General features: G+C 33.2%; 10 protein-coding genes and 1 tRNA gene. 4 read left to right on the forward strand and 7 right to left on the reverse strand.

Annotation, left to right across the window (positions count from 1 at the left end; genetic code table 11):
- Positions 1–56: 56 nt before the first annotated feature.
- The 4 genes from Q4548_RS14620 to Q4548_RS14635 form a co-directional block, all read right to left on the reverse strand.
- Positions 57–130 (reverse strand) — tRNA-Asp (locus Q4548_RS14620).
- Between the two features lie 173 nt (positions 131–303).
- Positions 304–621 (reverse strand): thioredoxin, encoded by a 318-nt coding sequence (trxA, locus tag Q4548_RS14625; protein WP_303456210.1) that lies wholly within the window; start codon positions 619–621, stop codon positions 304–306.
- Positions 622–751: 130 nt separating this feature from the next.
- Entirely contained in the window at positions 752–3,448 is a 2,697-nt protein-coding gene (gene metH / locus Q4548_RS14630) for a methionine synthase (protein ID WP_303456212.1), read from the reverse strand.
- A gap of 141 nt (positions 3,449–3,589) precedes the next feature.
- A complete protein-coding gene (locus Q4548_RS14635) occupies positions 3,590–4,585 on the reverse strand; it encodes a homocysteine S-methyltransferase family protein (RefSeq protein WP_303456214.1) in 996 nt (331 codons plus the stop codon).
- A gap of 216 nt (positions 4,586–4,801) precedes the next feature.
- Between Q4548_RS14635 and Q4548_RS14640 the strand changes: the two genes are divergently transcribed.
- The 4 genes from Q4548_RS14640 (at position 4,802) to Q4548_RS14655 (ending at position 11,003) form a co-directional block, all read left to right on the forward strand.
- Positions 4,802–6,349: an FMN-binding glutamate synthase family protein gene (locus tag Q4548_RS14640; protein WP_303456216.1), complete on the forward strand. Its 1,548-nt coding sequence runs from the start codon at positions 4,802–4,804 to the stop codon at positions 6,347–6,349.
- Positions 6,336–7,007: an NAD(P)H-dependent oxidoreductase gene (locus Q4548_RS14645; protein WP_303456218.1), complete on the forward strand. Its 672-nt coding sequence runs from the start codon at positions 6,336–6,338 to the stop codon at positions 7,005–7,007. Before Q4548_RS14640 ends, Q4548_RS14645 begins: the two co-directional genes overlap by 14 nt.
- 186 nt (positions 7,008–7,193) lie before the next feature.
- The gene (locus Q4548_RS14650) at positions 7,194–8,147 is read left to right on the forward strand and encodes a hypothetical protein (protein ID WP_303456219.1); all 954 of its coding nucleotides are present in this window, start codon (positions 7,194–7,196) and stop codon (positions 8,145–8,147) included.
- Positions 8,148–8,462: 315 nt separating this feature from the next.
- The gene (locus Q4548_RS14655) at positions 8,463–11,003 is read left to right on the forward strand and encodes a glycoside hydrolase family 3 C-terminal domain-containing protein (RefSeq protein WP_303456220.1); all 2,541 of its coding nucleotides are present in this window, start codon (positions 8,463–8,465) and stop codon (positions 11,001–11,003) included.
- A 60-nt stretch (positions 11,004–11,063) separates the two neighbouring features.
- Here Q4548_RS14655 and Q4548_RS14660 read toward each other — a convergent pair whose 3' ends face one another.
- From Q4548_RS14660 to Q4548_RS14670, 3 genes are all read right to left on the reverse strand, one after another.
- Positions 11,064–12,557: a hypothetical protein gene (locus Q4548_RS14660; RefSeq protein ID WP_303456221.1), complete on the reverse strand. Its 1,494-nt coding sequence runs from the start codon at positions 12,555–12,557 to the stop codon at positions 11,064–11,066.
- 176 nt (positions 12,558–12,733) lie between these two features.
- The gene (locus tag Q4548_RS14665) at positions 12,734–13,975 is read right to left on the reverse strand and encodes a SulP family inorganic anion transporter (RefSeq protein ID WP_336622743.1); all 1,242 of its coding nucleotides are present in this window, start codon (positions 13,973–13,975) and stop codon (positions 12,734–12,736) included.
- 194 nt (positions 13,976–14,169) lie between these two features.
- Positions 14,170–15,723, reverse strand: a complete 1,554-nt coding sequence (locus Q4548_RS14670; protein ID WP_303456222.1) for a RagB/SusD family nutrient uptake outer membrane protein — start codon at positions 15,721–15,723, stop codon at positions 14,170–14,172.

The following is a 15,723-nucleotide window of genomic DNA, read 5'->3' on the forward strand; positions in this document are numbered from 1 at the left end:
AAAGCCTTATAAACATAATGTTTATAAGGCTTTGGAAGAGATTAACTTTTCTCTTGCGGTCTGGACGGGACTCGAACCCGCGACCCCCTGCGTGACAGGCAGGTATTCTAACCAGCTGAACTACCAGACCGTTGCTGTTAGCGGTTGCAAATATAAGACTTAATCACAGTTACACAAAGGCTTTTTAAGCTTTTTTTTAATTTTTTTCAACATCAGAAACTTAGCTTATTAATAACCAGAATTTTACGCATAAAAAAAGATTCCAAAATTGGAATCTTTTTTTATTATCTGTTGATTTAAGCTTTAGATAGCAGCATCAATTTTTGCTGCATAGGTAGCTTTTGGAGCTACACCTACTTGCTTATCTACAACTTCTCCTCCTTTAAATACTAATACTGTAGGAATGTTACGGACTCCATATTTTGCAGCAAATTCTTGGTTTGCATCTACATCAACTTTTCCTATGACAGCTTTACCTTCATATTCTTCTGTTAACTCATCAATAATAGGAGCTACCATTCTACATGGTCCACACCAAGCTGCCCAAAAATCAACCAATACTGGCTTATCTGATTTTAATACTACTTCTTCAAACGTTGCATCTGTAATTTCTAATGCCATAATTTTATTTTTTTAATGTTTTTAATCTATTCTTTTGTTCTAACAAAAATATACAATTATTCTAGGTATCAAAGCTTTCAATGATTGCTTTTGCCTATATGTCTATCAATCTAGTCAATACTTACAAATATTATTCTTCTGCCATGTTAGGACTTAACCATCTTTCTGCTTCTGCATTAGTTAATCCCCTACGGTTTGCAAAATCATGAACTTGCTCTTTGGTAATTTTACCTAAACCAAAGTAACGAGCATCTTTGTGTGCAAAATAATGTCCAGAAACAGATGCTGTAGGGAACATTGCCAAGCTATCTGTTAGCTCTACTCCAATGTTCTCTTTTACATTTAACAATTCCCACAACTGAGTCTTTTCAGTATGATCTGGACAAGATGGATATCCTGGTGCAGGACGAATTCCTTGGTAAGACTCTTTAATTAAATCTTCATTAGATAAATCTTCTCCTTTGGCATATCCCCAATCTTGTTTACGAATCTTATCATGTAAGTATTCTGCAAAGGCTTCTGCAAATCTATCTGCCAAAGCTTTTACCATAATACTATTGTAATCATCTAAATTTTGTTTGTATTCCTCTGCCTTTTCTTCTACTCCAAAACCTGCAGTTACACAAAATGCTCCAATATAATCTTCTAAACCACTTTCTTTAGGGGCTACATAATCAGACAAAGCAATATGTGGTTTTCCTGCTGCTTTTTTAGATTGCTGACGTAAGGTTAACATGGTCTGAATAGTTTCTGAACGATCATTATCTGTATAGATTTCTATGTCATCAGAATTCACCGAATTTGCTGGAAACACTCCGTAAACGGCTTTGGCAACAAACCATTTTTCTTTAACAATTTTGTCCAACATTTCTTTGGCATCCTTAAACAAATCTTTAGCTTGCTCTCCTACAATTTCATCTTCTAAAATAGCTGGATATTTTCCGTGCAATTCCCAAGATTGAAAAAATGGAGTCCAGTCTAAATAAGGAACCAATTCTTCTAAAGGTAAATCATCAATTACCTGCACTCCTGTTTTGTTAGGAGTATAAACAGTATCAGTGTTAAATTCAACTTTATAATTATTGGCTCTAGCTTCTGCCAAAGGCAAGTATACTTTTTTACGAGCACGATTCAAAAATCCATCACGAACTTTATCATATTCCGCATAGGTTTTGTCTTTAAAGGCTTGAGAAATCTTTTTATCCTCTCCTATTAACGTACTCGTTACGGGTACAGATCTAGATGCATCTAATACATGTACTACACCTCCATCATATTCAGGTGCAATTTTAACAGCTGTATGTGCTTTGGATGTTGTAGCTCCTCCAATCAACAATGGAATGGTAAAATTCAATCGTTTCATTTCTTTGGCTATGTGCACCATTTCATCTAGAGAAGGTGTAATCAATCCACTCAATCCAATCACATCTACCTTTTCATCAATAGCTGCTTGCAATATTTTTTCTGGTGGCACCATTACTCCTAAATCTACAATCTGGTAATTGTTACAGGCCATTACTACTCCCACAATATTTTTACCAATATCGTGTACATCTCCTTTTACGGTTGCTAACAATACTTTTCCTTGTGGCGGACTGTTTTCATCTTTAGCGGCTTCAATAAATGGCATTAAGTGAGCCACGGCTCTCTTCATGACACGAGCAGATTTTACCACTTGTGGTAGGAACATTTTTCCTTCTCCAAACAAATCTCCAACCACTCCCATTCCAATCATTAAATGACCTTCTATTACTTCTAAAGGCTTGGCAACTTGCAAACGAGCTTCTTCAACATCTTCTACAATAAATTGATCCACTCCTTTGACCAACCCATGAGTAATTCTTTCTTGTAAAGGCAATTCTCTCCAAGCTAATTTTTGAGCCTCGGTTTTCTTTTCACCCTTAAAACTTTCTGCAAAATCTAACAAACGCTCTGTAGCATCATCACGTCTGTCTAGAATAACATCTTCTACATGTTCTAATAAATCTTTAGGAATGTCATCATACACTTCTAACATGGCAGGATTTACAATCCCCATATTCATTCCTTTTTTAATGGCATAATATAAGAATACCGAATGCATGGCTTCACGTACAGGATTGTTTCCTCTAAAAGAGAAAGAAACATTACTCACCCCTCCACTTACACTTGCATTTTCTAAATTGGTACGTACCCAATGCGTAGCTTCAATAAAATCGATGGCATTTCTACGATGCTCTTCCATTCCTGTTGCTACAGGAAATATATTTAAATCAAAAATAATATCTTCGGAAGGAAAACCACATTCATCTACCATGATACGGTAAGATTTTTCTGCAATTTCTATCCTACGCTCATAGGTATCTGCTTGACCTTCTTCATCAAAAGCCATCACAATAACAGCTGCTCCGTACATTTTTAACTTACGAACCTGTTCTTTAAAATTGGCTACTCCTTCTTTTAAAGAAATTGAGTTGACCACACATTTTCCTTGAACAACTTGCAAACCTGCTTCAATGATATCCCACTTAGAAGAGTCAATCATAATAGGTACACGAGCAATGTCTGGCTCTGCCATGATTAAATTTAAGAAACGAACCATCGCTTCTTTTCCATCAATCAAACCATCATCCATGTTAATGTCAATGATTTGAGCTCCTCCTTCTACCTGATGTAATGCTACTGCTAAGGCTTCATCAAATTTTTCTTCTTTGATTAACCTTAAGAACATTTTAGATCCTGCTACGTTGGTACGTTCTCCTACATTGATAAAATTCATATCGGGACCTAAAACCAAAGGTTCTAATCCTGATAACTTCATGTACTTTGTTTGCTTAATTTTACTCATGCTTTTTAAGGCTTAAATCTTTTTGCCCAAAGGGCTATATTTATAAAATCACTAATGATGCAATAATGAAAAACACCACAATAAAAACGTATTGCCATACGTCTAAAAAATAAGGATAGTATTTTTTCCACTTTGTTTTCATTAGGCGATTACTTTTCTTGGTTCTGCTACTGCAGCAATATCTGCAATGGCTTTAATATGTGCTGGTGTAGTACCACAACATCCTCCAATGATATTGATTAAATTTTTATCAAAATATCCTTGAATTTGAGAGGCCATTTGTGATGGACTTTCATCATACTCACCAAAAGCATTTGGCAATCCTGCATTAGGATGCGCAGATACTCCATATTCCGTATTGCTTGATATTGCCTCTAAATGTGGCACCAATGCATCTGCTCCTAAAGCACAATTTAATCCCACGGTTAACAATGGAATATGTGATACAGAAATTAAGAAAGCTTCTGCTGTTTGACCTGATAAAGTCCTACCTGAAGCATCTGTAATCGTTCCACTCAACATCACAGGCACATCAATTCCTCTTTCTGCTTTTACCTCTTCAATAGCAAACAAAGCTGCTTTGGCATTTAGAGTATCAAAAACAGTTTCTACTAACAACACATCAACTCCACCATCTAACAAAGCTTCTGTTTGTTGTTTGTACGCAATTCGTAACTCATCAAAAGTAACGGCTCTAAAACCTGGATCGTTTACATCTGGAGACATACTTAGCGTTCTGTTTGTAGGTCCAATAGATCCTGCTACAAAACGTGGTTTGTGTGGTTCTTTAGCAGTAAACTCATCTGCAACTTCTTTCGCTATTTTTGCAGATTCGTAATTTAACTGATATACATAGTTTTCCATTTCATAATCTGCCATCGCAATGGTAGTACTTGAAAACGTATTGGTTTCTGCAATATCTGCCCCTGCTTCAAAATATTTAGCGTGAATTTCTTTAATAGCTGTAGGCTGTGTAATAGACAACATATCATTATTACCTTTTACAGAAACATGCCAATCTTTAAATTGTTCTCCCCTGTAATCTTCTTCAGTAAATTTGTATTGCTGAATCATGGTACCCATAGCACCATCTAACACTAAAATTCTTTTCTTTATTTCTTCTCTAATATTTGCCATAATTTTTCTTTGGCTAATAGGTCGGAATTACTGATAATTCTTACCTATTATTTTGACTCGCAAATATAGGCATTATAGAACAAAAAAAGAGGATAGAATCACGAATAAGTATTTCTACAACAGCTCTTCTAATTTAAAATAAGAATAAAAAACTACTTTAAAAATTTTAGGAATAATTTTTGCGAATCTAACTACATCAAAAAACACATTGCGTTTATGAAAACAAAAAAAATATTCATTCTTGTTTCTTTTTTAATTTTTAGTGGTATTGCACTTATTTACATAAGCTGGAAGCCCGTTATTTGGAGCTTAGTTCTTTTTCTTCCTTTGTTTTTACTCGGTATTAGAGACATGCTTCAAACCAAACATTCTATCAAACGAAATTTTCCTGTAATCGGGAATCTTCGTTACTTCCTAGAGTCCGTCCGACCTGAAATAATGCAATATTTTGTAGAAACAGATACGCAAGGAAGACCTATCAACAGATTGGATCGTACTTTGATTTACGAACGTTCCAAAAAAGAAAATGATACGACTCCCTTTGGAACTCAAGAAGATGTTTACAAAGAAGGTTACGAATGGATGGATCATTCTATCTACGCTATCAACAATATCGATTTGAAAAAAGATGCTAGAGTTTGGGTTGGAGGATCTGATTGCACCCAGCCTTACCATGCGAGCATCATGAATATTTCTGCAATGAGTTTTGGTTCTTTAAGTAAAAATGCTGTTTTAGCCATGAATACTGGAGCCAAAATAGGAGGTTTTGCACACAATACGGGAGAAGGCGGTTTGAGTCCTTATCATTTAGAACCCGGAGGAGATATAATTTGGCAAATAGGAACCGCTTATTTTGGTTGTAGAACTTCTGAGGGAAAATTTAATCCCGAAAAATTTCAAGAAAAAGCGAGACAAGAGCAAGTTAAAATGATTGAAGTTAAAATATCTCAGGGAGCAAAACCTGGACATGGAGGAATTTTACCTGCCGCTAAAAACACTCCAGAAATTGCGGAAATAAGAGACATCAAACCTCATACAGACGTACACTCCCCTCCTGGTCACACTGCTTTTACCAATGCTGAAGAATTGTTGTTTTTCATAGCCAATCTCAGAAAATTGTCTGGAGGAAAGCCTTGTGGATTTAAAATCTGTATCGGAAAAAAACAGGAGTTTATAGACATTTGCGAAGCGATGATAAAAACCAATATCAAACCCGATTTTATCACGATTGATGGTGGTGAAGGTGGTACAGGTGCAGCACCTATTGAGTTTTCAAACTCTATTGGAATGCCGTTAAGAGACGGATTAGCTTTTGCTATTGACACCTTAAATGGTTACGATTTAAAAAAGGACATCAAAGTAATTGCATCGGGTAAAATATTTTCTAGTTTTCATATCGCTAGAGTTATTGCACTAGGTGCAGACATGGTAAATAGTGCCCGTGCTATGATGATGGCCGTAGGTTGCATACAAGCTTTGCAGTGTAATAGTAATACTTGTCCTGTAGGAGTTGCTACTCAAAATCAAAGTTTGATGAAAGGATTGGTGGTCAAAGACAAATCTGTTCGTGTAGCTAATTTTCACGAAGAAACCATCAAAAGCTTTATGGAGCTGTTGGCTGCAGTAGGTGTGCAAGAACCTAGCAATTTGAGAAGAGCTCACATCAACAGAAGAATCTCTATGATTTCTTCTTTAAAGTATAGTGAAATTTACCCACCTGTAAAGACAGGTTCTTATTTAAAATTACATCATGAAATGGCATAAATTAAAAAAACACAGAATTCTAGAAACAGAATTGATCAAAAACCTAAAATGGAGTTATGCTACTAAGGAATTTGACCCTAGTAAAACGCTTACGAAAACAGATTTAAAAATCATCAAAGAAGCAATTCAACTGTCACCTTCTTCTCACGGTTTGCAACCTTACAAAGTATTGATTGTAGAAAACCCAGAGGTAAAAGCGCATTTGAAACAAGTAGCATGGGGACAAAATCAAATAACGGATGCTTCTCACCTTTTTGTTTTTTGTAGTTATCAAGACCTAACAGAAGATCATATAGATGAGTTGTTTGATTTGAAAGCAACAACTTATAACAAAGAAAAATCAACCTTTCAAGGTTATATTTCTTTTATGAAAGCAGGACTTAAAAACAAAACTCCAGAAGCTAGACGAATATGGAATTCTAGGCAAGTTTACCTTGGATTGGCAAATTTGCTAAACGTATGTGCTGAGTTAAAAATTGATGCTTGTCCAATGGAAGGATTTGACACCAAGCAATTTGGAGAAATTTTAGATCTGAACAGCAAAGGATTAGATGCTATAGTTTTGGCAGCTGTGGGCTATCGTTCCAAACAAGATCAATTTCAACATTTTCCTAAATTGAAAAAACCAAAAAATTCATTATTCGAGATAATTTCCTAAAAGACATTCCTTTTTACTCTAATAAAACCACTCTTTTACAACGAGTGGTTTTGTTACTTTATAAAGCATTTTATTCCACAAAAAAACAAGTAGTTATAGAAAAACCATCTCTTTTTTTATAAATTGTTCAGCTAACAAACCTCAACATTTTTTAAACAAATATGTTGTATTACTTAACTAAAAAAAATGAAAAAGATCCTTTTAATTGCTTTACTAACATTCCCCTCCATAATCTGTTATTCACAAATAGACAGTACAAAAGTAGCTTTTGTTTCTTATTGGTCTATTGGAGACCGTTACGATTTTAAAATCACCAAATCCAGTCAACAATGGAAAGAAAACAAACAACAGAAGAACACAAAACACGAATATATAGCTCATTTTGAAGTGGTAGATTCTACTGCCAATTCTTACGACATCAAATGGAGTTACAAAAATAATTTGAAAAGCACATACAACATCCCTCAAGAGTTGCTAGATAAATTCTCTAAATACGAAACCACCGAAATACGATACAAAACTTCTGAAGTTGGAGATTTACTTGAAATAACTAATTGGGAAGAAGTTAGTAAAATGGCTAAAAACCTTTTTGATGACATGGTTCTTATTTTAGGTAAAGGTGATGAAACCCTCACCAATAAAATAAAAAAAACAATGGAACCATTTAGAGAACTATATGGTACTAAAGAAGGTATAGAGGAATTAGCCGTAAAAGAGCTGAAATATTTTCATTTTCCTATGGGTGTTGAATTTGACGTTACCGAACCAATGTATTACGAAGAAGAATTGCCCAATATGTTTGGAGGAGATCCATTAAAAGGAAATGTAAAATTGTCTTTTCAAGAAGTAGATTTTGAAGACAATTTCTGTATTCTTAAACAAGAAATGAATATAGATCCTGAAGACACAAAAGAGCTTTTATTACAGGTATTGAAAAAAATGAATCTTGAAAACGATGAAATGGACAAAATGTTCAGATCTGCTTTGTTCGAAATAAAAGACAACAACACTTACCAATATTATTACAATCCAGGAGTTCCTCATAAAATTGAAACTATTCGTGAAACCATCATCGACATCAACAATTCAAAAGGAAAAAGAGTAGATGCTATTACTATTGAATTGCTTTATGAGGAGTAAAAAAAAGGGATGGAGCTCATCTTTTCCATATTTGAATTTCATAAAACGTCAAAAGAACATCCTATAAACTTAATATTCCATAAAGTCCTGTTTACACAATTCTCATCTCATCAATTTATGTAAACAGGGCTTTCATTAAACAATTATATCGATTTGTTGTAGTCCATTCACCATAATTTATAGTTGTCCTAATAATGTCCATCGTTGTTTTCTCATCCCAATGAACAGTCTAATTACATTTGAGAATAATCATTTTTAAACACGTTTATTCTTATGAAATATTTTAAAACAACAGTTTGTTTTGTTTTTTTTCTAATGAGTTTATTTACTATAAATGCTCAAACTTGGAAAGATCCAAATGCAAAGATTGAAAACAGAGTTGAAGATTTATTATCTAAAATGACTTTGGAAGAAAAAATTAGTTATTGTGGCTCTAGAATACCTGAAATAAAACGTTTGGGAATTCCATATTTTGAATGGTATGGAGAAGCTTTGCACGGAATTATTTCTTGGAACTGTACCCAATTTCCACAAAACAACGCTATGGGTTCTACTTGGAATCCTGATTTAATGTTTGATGTTGCCACGGCAATTTCTAACGAAGCAAGAGCCTTAAAAAACGCAGGAAGAAAAGAAGTCATGATGTTTTCTCCAACGGTAAACATGGCAAGAGACCCTAGATGGGGAAGAAATGAAGAATGTTACAGTGAAGATCCCTTTCACATGTCCGAAATGGCACGTATGTACGTTAGAGGAATGCAAGGAAACGATCCGAAATATGTAAAAACCGTTACTACTGTTAAACATTATGTAGCTAATAATGTTGATAAAGGAAGAGAGAAAATACATTCTTATATAAATAAAAAAGATTTGTATGAATACTATTTTCCAGCATACAAAACATGTATAGTAGATGAAAAAGCAACAGGAATTATGACCGCATTAAATGGTTTAAATGGTGTTCCTTGTTCTGCTGATAAATGGTTGGTTAATGATGTATTAAGAAACGAATGGGGTTTTAAAGGATATGTAATTGCTGATTGGACTGCTGTGGAAGGTATTGAGACACGCATGCATTATGCAAAATCTCAGGCGGAAGCTGCTGCCATGGCTATAAAAGCAGGGGTAGACCAGGAATGTTATAGAAATAAGGTAAAAAAAGCTCCTATGGTGTATGCATTACCTCAATCTTTAGAACAAGGTTTAATTACAGAAGAAGAATTAAATATAACTGTTAAAAGATTACTAAGACTTCGTTTTATGACTGGTGATTTTGATGATGCAAAATTAAACCCATATTCAAACATCCCAAAAAGTGTTTTAGAATGTGATGCTCACAAAAACTTAGCTTTAAAAGCAGCAGAACAATCTATCGTTCTATTAAAAAACGAAAATAACATTCTTCCATTAAAAAAGGATATTAAAAATGTAGCTGTTGTTGGTCCTTTTGCTGACAGATGTTGGATGGGAATTTATTCTGGAAATCCTCAACACAAAGTAAGTCCTTTAGAAGGAATCAAAAAAGCTGTAAAAGGTAATGTAACCTATGCAGAAGGTTGTTCTATTGAAGAAGGAGCTGATGACAGTGCAAAAATTAAAGAAGCTGTTGCCTTGGCAAAAAAATCTGAGTATGTAATTGTTGTTGTAGGTAATGATGAAACTACTTCTACAGAAAACATAGACCGTATGTCTTTAAAATTGCCAGGAAACCAACATGAATTAATCAAAGCTGTTCGTAAAGTAAATAAAAATGTAATTCTAGCCGTTGTACCAAGTGGTTCTACATCTATTGGATGGGAGCAACAAAACATTCCTGGAATTGTTTGTGCATGGGCAAATGGTCAAGAACAAGGAACTGCTTTGGCAAATGTATTGTTTGGTGATGTAAATCCTGGTGGTAAACTAAACACTACTTGGTATCAATCTGTAAAAGATTTACCAGATTTTCATGATTATAAGATAGCTGGAGGAAACAGAACTTACATGTATTTTGACGGAAAGCCTTTGTACCCGTTTGGATATGGTTTGAGTTATACTGATTTTGACATTGATAAAGTAGCTATCGATAAAAAGAAACTAGAAGCTAATGGATCTGTAACCGTTTCTGCAACTATTAAAAACAATGGTAAGGTTGATGGAGACGAAGTTCTTCAGGTTTACATCAGAAATGCAAAGACAGGAAAAAAAGCTCCTAAGAAAGCTTTAAAAGGATTCCAACGTGTTTCTGTAAAAGCAGGTCAATCAACAAAAGTAGAAATTCAAATTCCATACGAAGCTTTTACCTATTACAACGCAAAGAAAGAGCAATACATGGTAAAAAAAGGTACCTATGAAATTTTAGTAGGTAACTCTAGTGAAAACATTACCGCTGTTAAAAAGGTAGATGTTAAAGGTGGAATTGTACCCAAAATTAAAGTAGGGCAAAAAAGTGCTTTCTATAAATTTGATTCTAAAAAACACGGAAGAAACTGGGATTATTTATACCAAAACAAATCAGAAATGAGTTCTTCTAAAAAAGAAGAAAAAGACAATTCTGATTGGGTAGAATATGAAATTGTTTTTGTGGATCCTGGTTTTTATGTAAATACATGGGATGCTGAATTAAGTTTTAAATCTGCAACTAAAGAAGCAATTATAGAGACTTTTATGGCAGGAAACTCTATTAAGTCTTACACTATTCTTAACAATCAAACCAAACTAAAAATTAAGATTCCTATTCCACCAGAATATGGTCAACCTGTTCGATTGAAAATCAAAACTCGTAAAGGAGAAGTAACACATGAGTCTATAAAGATTATTCCTCCAGGCGATGTAAAACCTTTTGTGATTTCTAAAATTATAGATGCTTCTAAATAAAATTAGAATCCATATAAAACTAAAAGCTCAGATGATTTATAAATCGTCTGAGCTTTTTAATTAAATACTATTGATGTACGTAACCAAATTATCATCTCTATGTAAACTTAGCTTCTTTCTCAATCTATAGCGAGCTTTGTTTACACTATCCGCAGAAACCCCTAATAATTGAGCCATTTCTTTGGTAGAAAAATTCAGTTTGATCAATGCACAAAGTTTTAATTCATTTCTACTTAAATTGGAATGTTTTTTACCTAAAGATTCATAAAAAGAACTGTTTACCTGTACAAACCTAGTCTCAAACTCTTCCCATGTTTTGGTAGCATTTATTTTAATGGTACTTTTTATTTGTTCTACAAACGTATCGTCTTTATCCCTCTTTATTTCTTTAAGCCCTTTTTTTATTTCTTCTAATAGTTTGTCTTTTTCCATTAATTGCAAAGCCGTTACCGCCAATTCCTTTTTCTTAATTTCAACTTCAGCTTGAGCTCTTTCTCTCTCTAGTTTTTTTTCTATTAGATGTTTTTTTCGAATCAATCTAATTCCAAAAATTGATGTGGTTATCGTAAGAACAACCAAAATAATTGAAAAAATTAACTGTGCATTCAATTTTTCCTTTTGAGTTTTGATCAATTGTAACTCTTGTTCTTTTTGAATTCTTTTGTTTTGAATGATAGACATTCTATAAGAATCCTTAATCTCAAACAATTGCTTGTTCCGAACACTTTGACTCCCGAACAGACTATCTCCTAAAATTTTAGAATTCGTCATTTGCTCAAATGCCAGCTTGTAATTTCCTAATTCACTATTTAATTTTGATGCTTTTTCTAGCATATCTACCTTAAGCCCAATTCGTGTATTGTTCTCAGAAATAAGCTTTAAACTCTTGTCATAAAAAAACAAGGCCTTTTCTTTATCTTCTTTTTTACTGTACAAATCTCCTAACATAGAATATACAATAGACATATAATCATGTTGATTAGATATCTGATTTAAAAATTGCGTAAGAATTTTTTCAGATGCATCGTAATTCCCTGTTAAGGTATTAACATGTGCCTTTTCTGTAAGAACATATATTTTATCATCAAAAGGACTCTGTAAAGAATCTAAAATTTGTTCACTTATAGCTACATATTCTTTTGCTAAACTATATTTATTATTCATTCTATACGTTAGTGCAGCAGCATAATACAAATTAGCTTTCTCTTTAGCTTCTTCTAAATATCCCAATTCAGTCGCATATACAAACATAGAGTCTACAGCTGCAATGGCTTTGTTTTTTTGATGAAAAATAGAATACAATAACGACAAATTTTTATACGCTTTGTATTTAATTTTTGGGTTATTTAAAGAATCTGAAGCAATTAACGCATTCCATATTTTATCATATGCTTCTGGGTAATAAGCAAGTGACGTAAGATGTTTTGATTCCTCTAAATCAACCTCTACTTGTTTTAGAAATAGATGATGATCTGATAAACCTATATTTTCTTGAGCATAGTTTTTTTGTTGAAACAGAAAAATAAAAACAGTTAAAAACAATTGTTTAAACATACTTCATAAACTTATTATTGTAAGATTTCTACTTTGTCTTAAATTTTCATCTAAGTTAAAAAAGCTGTCTATTGTGTAGACAGCTTTCATTGTATTTTGCATTTAAATATAACAAAAAAACATCCTTTTTGACAAAAGTCTAGAGAGATGTTTTTTATTGAATACTTACAGATACTTTATGCCATTCTTATTTTTTTCTTGTTTAGAATAGATTCTATAACTACAAAAGTGTAAGACACAAGAACACCAATAGCTACGGCAAAAATTAAATCCCAAAACACTGTTAAAATCAAAACCAACAACATCACAATACCGTTTTTAAGGGGTTGTTTGTGTACAGTTTTTAAACTCTTTATATCCATTACTCCTATCCCTACAGTAACTAAAATTCCAGCCAAGACCGCATTAGGAATTAAAGAAGCCAATGGTCCTAAAACCATCAAAACAATTAATAAAAGTATACCTGCAATCATACCTGATAATTTGGTTTTTCCACCAGCATCTATATTTACAACGGTACGAATGGTAGCTCCAGCTCCAGGAATCCCTCCAAAAAAAGCTGCAATAGCGTTTCCTATACCCTGCCCAATCAACTCTTTATTACTATTGTGTTTGGTATTGGTCATATTGTCTGCTACAACAGAAGTTAGCAAAGAATCTATAGTTCCTAAAAAAGCTAAAGTAAGAGCTGTTAAAATGTATGGTGAAAAACTACTGAAAGAAAACCTATTGAATATCTCAAAGTTTGCTTTTGGAAATCCTATAGGAATATCTCCAATTATTCCATAAGAACCCGATTCTAAAAACAGTAAAGCTCCTATACTAATTGTTAATAAAGCCACCAAGGTGCTAGGTATTGTTTTTGTTATTTTCTTAAATCCATAAATAATAAAAATTGTCAACACAGCTAATACAAATTCCACCGTATTTATATGAGTCAATGCATATGGAATTGTTTTTAAAGAAGCTGAAACCCCTCCTGCTTTATGACCAAAGACATTGGGAATTTGTGTTATTAAAATAATGAATCCTATTCCACTCATAAACCCAGAAACTACCGTAGAAGGAATGTATTTTATAAGGTTTCCAAACTTTATGACTCCTAAAAACACTTGGAATAAACCTGCAACAAAAAACACCATTAAAATTAAAGGCAAAGCTTTAGCAACCTCTCCATTATTTGCATGAATTATGGTACCAACAGCTATCAAACTAACTGCTGTCATTGGTGCTGTTGGCCCACTAATTTGTGTAGCTGTACCACCTAATAAAGCAGCAAAAAAACCAATAAATATAGCTCCATACAACCCTGCAGAAGCTCCTAATCCTGATTGTACTCCAAAAGCCAATGCCAAAGGCAACGCTACAATACCTGCAGTAATTCCTCCTAACAAATCTCCTCTTAAATTTTTAAACATAGTCCTTACTCTTTGATACTATAAAGGTATTTAAGAGACAAAACACAAAAAAGACTAATTAGTATTTTTATCGAAAACGTTATATCTTATACATTACTAAGCACTAAACTATTCAATCTACACAAAGACTCAAGCCCAACTAGATAGTGATATCTAATTGAGCTTGGACTACTACTAAACTAAAAAACTATATTCTAATAATTATTCTGTTGTAAAACTCCTTTTGATAGAGTCATTTGAGAATAAGGAATTGGCATAACTTCGTGCTTTCCTATTTGGAAGCCTAAAGGTCCTAATACGGTTGCGGCTCTACCTGTTCTAATCAAATCATGATATCTATATCCTTCTCCCGCTAACTCAATACGTCTTTCTTTATAAATAGCATCACGTAAAACATCTCCTGTTAAAGTCAATGGTAAATCCTGAGGAAATAAATTCCCTACTCCCGCACTTTCTCTAGCACGCTTTCTAACTTTATTCACATATTCTATTGCAGTAGTTGGATCTGATTGATAAATAGCTTCTGCATACATTAAATAAACATCTGCTAATCTTAATAAGCGAATATTATTGGAGCTAATTGTATTTCCTAGTGTTGGAAAAGGGTTATTTGTATGAGGTGACCAAGAATATTTTTTATTAAACCAATGAGTCCCATAAACATCCCTTGGACTTATCTCTCCATCTTGCGTTATCGATAAAGGTTGATAAAAAGTAGTATCATATCTAGGATCACGAATGGTATCTTTTGTAATAGGATCTACATTTACAACGTAAGCATCTCTTAAACCTTTTTTTGCTTGAATTAATCCGAAACCTTTTTCACTTTTAGGAGTTAAATCTTTAACAATACCTGTTCCTAAATAGCTTGTATTTGTTGTACAAATTAATTCAAAAATAGATCCTTGATTCCATTCTCCACCTTCCTCAAAAATGGAACTAAAATCACTTGTTAAGCTATATCGTTTATCATCTTCTATCAATATTTTTCCATATTTTTTTACCTGATCCATTTTATTTTGATACAAAGAAACACGCATCATGTAACCCAATGCAGCTCCTTTATCTGCATGACCATAATAACTAGGTCCTTTGTCAAATCTATAAGGTAAATCTGCTATTGCTATTTTTAAATCAGCTTCAATTTGAGCATATGTTTCTTCGGTTGTAGATCTAGGCATATTAGAATCTTCATAGCTTGTTCCTTCTTTTATCAAAGGAACTCCTCCAAAAGAATTTACCAAATCAAAATAATAGTAGGCTCTTAAAAAATGTGCTTCTGCTAATATTTGTTTTTTTTCATTAACATTATCAAACGGAATATTAGGAACTTTTTCTATCACTAAGTTAGCATAGTTAATTCCTTTATAATTTATAGTCCATATTTCATTAAACATATTATTTGATGTCTGTATTTGATATAATTCTTTTTGTAACAAAGGTGGATTGTCACTATAACGACTACCTCCTTTAATAAAATCATCGGTTCCTACATCTCCTAATAAAAGATCGGTTGAAATTGCACCCCAAAAATTTGTATTATTCCCTAAATACATTTCATGTAGTGGTGCGTACGCAGAAGTTATAGCTTGTTGAGCGTCTTCAGGAGTTTTGTAAAAGTTTTCTGTTGTTGATACTCCATAAGCTTTACCGTCTAAATAATCAGTACTACAAGCATAAAAGCCTAATATAACTACAATATAGATATACTTAATATTTTTTCTTATTTTATTATTTAATTTCATCAT

The sequence above is a fragment of the Wenyingzhuangia sp. 2_MG-2023 genome (assembly GCF_030548295.1).
GTDB lineage: Bacteria > Bacteroidota > Bacteroidia > Flavobacteriales > Flavobacteriaceae > Wenyingzhuangia.